Origin of the sequence: Actinomadura logoneensis (genome assembly GCF_003428695.1) — a bacterium.
GTDB lineage: Bacteria > Actinomycetota > Actinomycetes > Streptosporangiales > Streptosporangiaceae > Spirillospora > Spirillospora logoneensis.
The window spans coordinates 1-6,805 of the sequence record NZ_QURH01000905.1; the positions used below are offsets into that span (position 1 = coordinate 1).

General features: G+C 73.6%; 9 protein-coding genes. 5 read left to right on the forward strand and 4 right to left on the reverse strand.

The window, feature by feature from the left end; translation table 11 throughout:
• On the reverse strand, positions 1-1,395 hold a 1,395-nt coding region (locus DZF91_RS30510; protein WP_147341464.1), incomplete at its 3' end, for a nucleobase:cation symporter-2 family protein.
• Between the two features lie 157 nt (positions 1,396-1,552).
• Between DZF91_RS30510 and DZF91_RS30515 the strand changes: the two genes are divergently transcribed.
• Positions 1,553-1,756, forward strand: a complete 204-nt coding sequence (locus DZF91_RS30515; protein ID WP_117360545.1) for an I78 family peptidase inhibitor — start codon at positions 1,553-1,555, stop codon at positions 1,754-1,756.
• Positions 1,757-1,864: 108 nt separating this feature from the next.
• On the opposite strand, the gene DZF91_RS40615 is transcribed toward DZF91_RS30515, so the two are convergent.
• The 3 genes from DZF91_RS40615 to paaI form a co-directional block, all read right to left on the reverse strand.
• Complete coding sequence (locus tag DZF91_RS40615; RefSeq protein WP_158588086.1) at positions 1,865-2,017, reverse strand: hypothetical protein; 153 nt, start codon at positions 2,015-2,017, stop codon at positions 1,865-1,867.
• A gap of 1,026 nt (positions 2,018-3,043) precedes the next feature.
• On the reverse strand, positions 3,044-3,664 hold the full coding sequence (locus DZF91_RS30525) for a TetR/AcrR family transcriptional regulator (RefSeq protein ID WP_117360549.1): 621 nt from the start codon (positions 3,662-3,664) through the stop codon (positions 3,044-3,046).
• A gap of 5 nt (positions 3,665-3,669) precedes the next feature.
• Complete coding sequence (gene paaI, locus DZF91_RS30530; RefSeq protein WP_117360550.1) at positions 3,670-4,101, reverse strand: hydroxyphenylacetyl-CoA thioesterase PaaI; 432 nt, start codon at positions 4,099-4,101, stop codon at positions 3,670-3,672.
• A gap of 89 nt (positions 4,102-4,190) precedes the next feature.
• Between paaI and paaA the strand changes: the two genes are divergently transcribed.
• The 4 genes from paaA to paaD all read left to right on the forward strand — a co-directional run.
• Positions 4,191-5,234, forward strand: a complete 1,044-nt coding sequence (paaA, locus tag DZF91_RS30535) for a 1,2-phenylacetyl-CoA epoxidase subunit PaaA (RefSeq protein WP_199487002.1) — start codon at positions 4,191-4,193, stop codon at positions 5,232-5,234.
• Complete coding sequence (gene paaB, locus DZF91_RS30540; RefSeq protein ID WP_117360546.1) at positions 5,231-5,515, forward strand: 1,2-phenylacetyl-CoA epoxidase subunit PaaB; 285 nt, start codon at positions 5,231-5,233, stop codon at positions 5,513-5,515. Before paaA ends, paaB begins: the two co-directional genes overlap by 4 nt.
• 9 nt (positions 5,516-5,524) lie before the next feature.
• Positions 5,525-6,385, forward strand: coding sequence for a 1,2-phenylacetyl-CoA epoxidase subunit PaaC (gene paaC, locus DZF91_RS30545; RefSeq protein ID WP_117360547.1), 861 nt, complete (start codon positions 5,525-5,527; stop codon positions 6,383-6,385).
• A partial coding sequence (gene paaD / locus DZF91_RS30550) for a 1,2-phenylacetyl-CoA epoxidase subunit PaaD (RefSeq protein WP_117360548.1) occupies positions 6,379-6,805 on the forward strand: 427 nt, incomplete at its 3' end. The genes paaC and paaD, both read left to right, overlap by 7 nt.

Below are 6,805 nucleotides of genomic sequence, written 5' to 3' on the forward strand. Positions count from 1 at the left end.
CTCGCCGGCCGGTCCCCCGGCGGGGCCGGCCGTGGGCGGCCCCGCGGCCTCGGCGGCGGGCGCCGGCTTCTCGCGCGTGAGCACGTTGAACACCAGGTTCAGCAGGATCGCGGTGATGCTGCCGAGGGTGATGCCGCTGTTGAGGATGGCCGAGACGTCGCGCGGCATGTGCTCGCCGAACGCCGGGATGGTGGACGGCACGAACGCGATGCCGATGCTGACGCCGACGATGAGCGCGTTCCGCTCGTCCCGCAGGTCGGCCTGGCCGAGCGTCTGGATGCCGACGACCGCGACCATGCCGAACATGACCATGGCCGCGCCGCCCAGCACGTCCGGCGGGATGGACGCGACGTACGCGGCGGCCTTCGGGAACAGCCCGAGGACCATCATGATGAACCCGGCCGCGACCACGACGAACCGGCTGCGGACGCCCGTCAGCCGGACGAGCCCGACGTTCTGCGCGAAGCAGGTGTAGGGGAAGGCGTTGAGCGTCCCGCCGAGGACCGTGGACAGGCCGTCCGCGCGGAACGCCCGGGTGACGTCCTCGTCGCTGACGTGCTTGCCGACGATCTCGCCGGTCGCCTTGGAGTCGCCGACGGTCTCGACGACCGTCACCATCATGACCAGCAGCATGGCGACGCAGGCGCCGATCTGGAAGGTGGGGGCGCCGTAGTGGAACGGCGTGGTGACCCCGACCCAGTCGGACCGGCCGACCTGGTCGAACGAGGTGTCGCCGAGCAGCCACGAGACGACCGTCCCGCCGACCAGGCCGAGCAGGACCGCGACGCTGGACAGGAACGGCCGCCGCAGCCGGTACAGCACCACGATGAACAGGACGGTGCCGCCCGCGTACATCAGGTGCTTCCAGCTGCCGAAGTCGGGCTTGCCCTTGAGCGCCGCGCCGCCGGCGGCGTCGGTGAGCGCGTTCGGGATGAGCAGCAGGCCCATGATGGTCAGGACGGTGCCGGTCACCACCGGCGGGAACAGCCGCAGCACCCGTCCGAGGAAGGGCGCGGCGAGGAACATCACGATCCCCGAGGTGATCGTCGCGCCGTAGATGGCCAGCAGCGCGGCGGTGGGGGTGGCCGCGCCCTGGCCGATGGCGATCATCGGGGCGACCGCGGTGAAGGTGACGCCCTGCACGATCGGCAGCCGCACGCCGATCTTCCAGAATCCCCACGCCTGGATGATCGTGGCGATGCCGCAGGTGAACAGGTCGGCGTTGATCAGGTACACGAGCTGCTGGGGGGACAGCCCGATGCCGCTCGCCACCAGGATGGGGACGACGACGGCTCCGGCGTAGAACGCCAGGACGTGCTGGAATCCGTAGAGGGCCAGCTTGGGCAGGGGGAGCACCTCGTCCACGGGGTGCTTCCGCGTGCCTTCCTCCGACATGCCTGCCTTGCCTTTCGAAACGGTAGGTAAATGACATGCGTGGTGGCCCCGGCCGAAGGGGCGGGGGCCGGAGCGGAGAAACCTATCGTCCGGCTTTGTGGTGCTTTCCGGTGGGGGGCCGGTTGACCTCGGCAAACGCCCGGCGGATCATGGCGGGATGGACGAACGGCCGCAGCGGGACGAAGACCTGGACGCCTATGTGGGCCTCGGCGCGGACGACGCGGAGCGGCGGGCGCGGGAGCGCGGCTGGACGGAGGTCCGGCGGCTGGAACCCGGTTCCGTGGTGACGATGGAGTACCGCGAGGGACGGCTCAACCTCACGGTCGAGGACGGCCGCGTCACGGGGTGCCGGGCGGGCTGACGCCGTCGCGGGACCGTCCGGGAACCCACTGGAAGGCGGCCGGGGAACCGGCCGGTAAAAATCCGGCGAGCCGGGCGCGCGTCGCCCGGATTGTGATCGTTCGGCGACTTACAGTGATCGCATGATCACAATCATTCGCTCCAGGGTGCTGGTCACCTCCGTGCTGTGCGGCACAGCCGCCGTCCCGAACGCCTCTGCCGCGTTCGCCGCCTCTGCCGCGTCCGCCATGTCGAGGGCGTCCACCTCGTCCACCTCGTCCACCTCATCCACCTCATCCACGTCGTCTTACTCGTCCGCTCGGGGGGCCGCGCCCGCCGCGGAGGCCGAGCCGGCGCCGGCGGCTGCTCCGGCGCCCCGGGGGCCCGACCCGGGTCCCTGGTTGACGTGGGTTCTCCTGCCCGCGTCCGCATCCTCGACCGGGGGCACGCGCGGTGGCGCGGCACCAGGCGGTGAGCGGGAGCCCCGCACGGAAGGGCGGCAGAAGCGCCCCCCGGGGTACTGGGCGTTCTCCGGCTCGATGCGCTGGGGAGGCCACGACTTCCGGATCCAGGGACGGTCGGACGGAGGAGCGATGATTGTTCGTGTGGGCGCGGCTCCCGAGACAGGGCCGGTCCCGCCGCTCTTCCCTCTCTCGTCCTCGTCCCGGCCGGTGCGCTCCCGGCTGCTGTTCCCCGTCCGGCGACCGGGGGTCGCCAAGCCAGGCGAGGCGGGAGACCCGGGGCAACCAGGAGAACCGGGTGGCGTGGCCATCCCCGCCGGTCTCAACCTGTCCGGCTCCCCCGGCGGACTGGGCGGTCCCGGGGAGCCGGGCGGCCCCAGCATGCCCGGCGGTGCCGGCGCGGCGGGCGGCCAGGACCTTCCCGGCGCACCGAACGGCCCCGCCGGACCGAGCGTCCCCGGCGGCTTGGGCGGCTTGGGCGGGAACGGTGAGCCCGGCACACCCGGAAGTCAAGGCACACCAGGAGGTCAGGGCACACCCGGGGGCCAGGGCACACCGAGCGGGCAGGGCGCGCCGAGCGGGCAGGGCGCGCCGGGTGGTCAGGGCGCGCCGGGTGGTCAGGGCGCGCCGGGTGGTCAGGGCGCAGCAGGCATGCAAGGCGCAGCAGGCATGCAAGGCGCGGCGGGCCCGCAAGGCGCAGCGGGCACGGAGGGGGCGGCGGGCACGGAGGGGGCAGCAGGCCCGCAAGGCGCGGCAGGCATGCAGGGCGCAGCAGGCCCACAAGGCGCTGCGGGTCCGCAAGGCGGGGCGGGCGTGGGGGGTGCGGCGGCCGGGGAGGGCGGGTCGGGTTAGGCGGGCGGTCGGGAGGGGCGGCGGAGGCCGTCGAAGAGCAACGTGGCCAGGCCGTCCGCTACGGCCTCGCGGGTCATGCCGCCGTCGGGGCGGTACCACTCGGTGAGCGAGTTGACCGCGCCGAACAGGACGCGCGCGGCGAAGCCGGGGTCGAGGTCGTCGCGGACGCCGCCCTCGGCGGCGGCGCGGGCGACGAGGCCGGCGAACCGGTGGTCGAACTCGCGGCGGCGCTCCAGGGCGCGCCGCTCGACCGGGGAGTTGCCGCGCACCCGCAGCAGCAGGGTGACGTAGGGCTGCTCGTCCACCAGGACGCGGACGGCGCCGCGCACGGTCTCCTCCAGCCGCTCGGTGGCGGTGACCGGGCGGTCCAGTTCGGCGTCCAGGACGGCGAACAGGGCGTCGAGGGCGCGGTCCACGGCGAGTTCGAGGAGCTCCTCCTTGCCGGAGACGTGGTGGTAGATGGCGGACTTGGTGATGCCGAGGCGGCGGGAGAGCTCCTCCATGCCGGTGCCGTCGTAGCCGCGCTCGTTGAACGCGGCGACGGCGACGTCCAGCAGGGTGGCGCGGTCGTAGCCGGGGCGTCCGCGCCGTCCTCCCGTGACGGGTGTGGTGCTCATGCCGGTCACTCTGACACAGCCCGCGGACCGCTCCCGCGCCGGGCGAGCTCGCGGGAGCGGCCGCGGAACTCCGCGACGACCTCGTCCCCGCGCCTGACCGTGACGTCGTAGACGCCGCTGCGCCCGTACCGGACGCGTTCGCGGGCCTCGGCGCGCAGGACGTCCCCGGCGTAGGCGGACGCGACGAAGGTGATGTCGGCGCCGGCGGCGACGGTGACCGGGCCGTGGCTGTTGCAGGCGCACGCGAAGGCGGTGTCGGCGAACAGGAAGACGTAGCCGCCGTGGGCCAGGCCGTGCCCGTTGACCATGCTCTCGGTCACGGTCATCCGCAGGTCGGCGGTGCCGGGCCCCCAGTCGATCAGTTCGATGCCGAGTTCCGCGGAGGCCCGGTCGGCCGCGAGCATCGCGGGCACGGGGCCCTCGTGGGTGTCGGTCATGTCCGGGTCCTTCCGGGTCGTCTTGCCGTGGACGGGTGCCATCCCTCAGACTAATTACTGAACGAATGGTCGGTAAGGAAGTGGGGCCGATGACGCAGACCGCGACCGCCGCCGCGGCCGGGGCGGACGACCGCCTCCAGGAGCACTTCGACCAGGTGATCGCGCACGACCGGCGGATCGAGCCGCGCGACTGGATGCCCGAGCCCTACCGGGGCACCCTGGTCCGGCAGATCGCCCAGCACGCGCACTCCGAGATCATCGGGATGCAGCCGGAGGGCGCCTGGATCACCCGCGCGCCGTCGCTGCGCCGCAAGGCGATCCTGTTCGCCAAGGTGCAGGACGAGGCGGGCCACGGCCTGTACCTGTACGCGGCGGCGGAGACGCTCGGCGTGGACCGCGCCGACCTGACCCGGCGGCTCATCGAGGGCCGGCAGAAGTACTCGTCGATCTTCAACTACCCGACCCTGTCGTTCGCCGACGTCGGGGTGATCGGCTGGCTGGTGGACGGCGCGGCGATCTGCAACCAGGTGCCGCTGTGCCGCAGCAGCTTCGGCCCGTACGCGCGCGCGATGGTGCGCATCTGCAAGGAGGAGTCCTTCCACCAGCGGCAGGGCTACGAGCTGCTGCTGACCATGATGCGCGGCACCCCCGCCCAGCGGGCGATGGTGCAGGACGCCGTGGACCGCTGGTGGTGGCCGTCGCTGATGATGTTCGGGCCGCCGGACGACGCGTCCCCCAACTCGGCGCGGTCGATGGCCTGGAAGATCAAGCGGCACAGCAACGACGAGCTGCGGCAGCGGTTCGTGGACATGACCGTCCCGCAGGCGGAGAAGCTGGGCGTCACGCTGCCCGACCCGGAACTGCGCTGGAACGCCGAGCGCGGCCGCTACGACTTCGGCACCCCGGACTGGGACGAGCTGAAGCGCGTGATCAGCGGGGACGGCCCGTGCAACGAGGAACGGATCGAGCGGCGCCGCCGCGCCCACGAGAACGGCGCGTGGGTCCGGGAGGCCGCCGCCGCGCACGCGAGGAAGCAGGCGGCGCGCCGCGAGGCGGAGGCCGGACGGAGCCAGGGGCGGGTACCGCCGAAGGCGGGTCCCGAGGCGGGGCCGGGCGATCGGGAGGCGCGATGAACGAGGACTGGCCGCTGTTCGAGGTGTTCGTCCGGGGCAAGCGCGGGCTGAACCACGTCCACGTCGGGTCGCTGCACGCGGCGGACGCGCGGATGGCGCTGACCCACGCCCGCGACCTGTACACGCGGCGCAACGAGGGCGTGTCGATCTGGGTGGTGCGCTCGTCGGACATCACCGCCTCGACGCCGGACGAGAAGGACCCGTTCTTCGAGCCGAGCGGCGACAAGGTCTACCGGCACCCGACGTTCTACGACATCCCCGACGACGTCCCGCACATCTAGGAGGCCGCGATGCGCGAAGACGACCACGTCTACCTGTCGCTCGCCGAGGGGCAGGACGACGCGCGGTGGGCGTTCGGCACCGGGTTCGAGGATCCGCTGCACGGGGTGGACACCGAGGTCCCAGACGGCGTCGACCCCGCAGAGCTGGCGGCGCTGTGCGTCGGGCTCGGCGACGACGCGCTGGTCGCGTCGCAGCGGCTCGCGGAGTGGTGCACGCTGGCGCCGGAGCTGGAGGAGGAGGTCGCGCTCGCCAACATCGGCCTGGACCTGCTCGGCCAGGCGCGGATGCTGCTGACCCGCGCCGGCCAGGTGGACGGCACCGGCCGCACCGAGGACGACCTGGCGTACCTGCGCGAGCCGGAGCACTACCGGAACGTCCGGCTGGTGGAGCTGCCGAACGGCGACTTCGCGTTCTCCATGGCCCGGCTGCTGGTGTTCTCGGCGCACCGGCTCGCGGTGTTCGGACGGCTCGCCGCCGCGCACGCCGATCCGGTGCTGCGCGCGGTCGCGGCCAAGGGCGTGAAGGAGCTGGCCTACCACCGGCAGTACGCCGCCGACTGGGTCGTCCGGCTCGGGGACGGCACGGACGAGTCGCACCGCCGGATGCGGGAGGGCCTGGAGGCGGTCGCGCCCTACGTGGACGAGCTGTTCCGCGCGTCCGGGGAGCTGGACCGGGAGGGCGGCGGTGGGAGCGTCCGGGACGAGGTCGTCGGCGTCCTGGCGCAGGTCGCGGAGGCGGCGACGCTGACCGTCCCGGAGTTCGAGCCGATGGACGGCGACGGGCGCGCCGGGGTGCACACGCCGTGCCTGGCGCCGCTGCTGTTCGAGATGCAGAGCGTCGCGCGCGCCCTTCCGGGAGGCCGATGGTGACCGGCCCGGCGAATCCGGCGGGAGGTGCCGGGAGCGCCCGGGAGGTGGCCGAGCGGGTCGCCGACCCGGAGCTGCCGATGCTGACGCTGGCCGATCTCGGGGTGCTGCGGGAGGTGGCCGAGGCCCCGGACGGGTCGGTCACGGTCGCGCTGACGCCCACCTACAGCGGCTGCCCGGCGATGGCCGAGATGCGCGCCGACGTCGTCCGGTCGCTGCGCGCGGCGGGCTATGCCGACGTGCGGGTCAGGACCGTCCTGGACCCGCCGTGGACCACCGACTGGATCAGCGCGGAGGGCCGCCGGAAGCTGGCCGAGCACGGGATCGCGCCGCCCGGGGAGGCCCCGTCCGGACAGGGCCTCCCCGGACAGGCCCGGCGCGGGCCGGTGCCGCTCGCGCTGGGCGGCGTCCGGCGGGCCGTGC

Bases quoted from the DNA above. Each gene is read 5' to 3' on its own strand.
- DZF91_RS30515 (WP_117360545.1), top strand. From the start codon at position 1,553: ATGGACGAACGGCCGCAGCGGGACGAAGACCTGGACGCCTATGTGGGC.
- DZF91_RS30525 (WP_117360549.1), bottom strand. From the start codon at position 3,664: ATGAGCACCACACCCGTCACGGGAGGACGGCGCGGACGCCCCGGCTAC.
- paaI (WP_117360550.1), bottom strand. From the start codon at position 4,101: ATGACCGACACCCACGAGGGCCCCGTGCCCGCGATGCTCGCGGCCGAC.
- paaA (WP_199487002.1), top strand. From the start codon at position 4,191: ATGACGCAGACCGCGACCGCCGCCGCGGCCGGGGCGGACGACCGCCTC.
- paaB (WP_117360546.1), top strand. From the start codon at position 5,231: ATGAACGAGGACTGGCCGCTGTTCGAGGTGTTCGTCCGGGGCAAGCGC.
- paaC (WP_117360547.1), top strand. From the start codon at position 5,525: ATGCGCGAAGACGACCACGTCTACCTGTCGCTCGCCGAGGGGCAGGAC.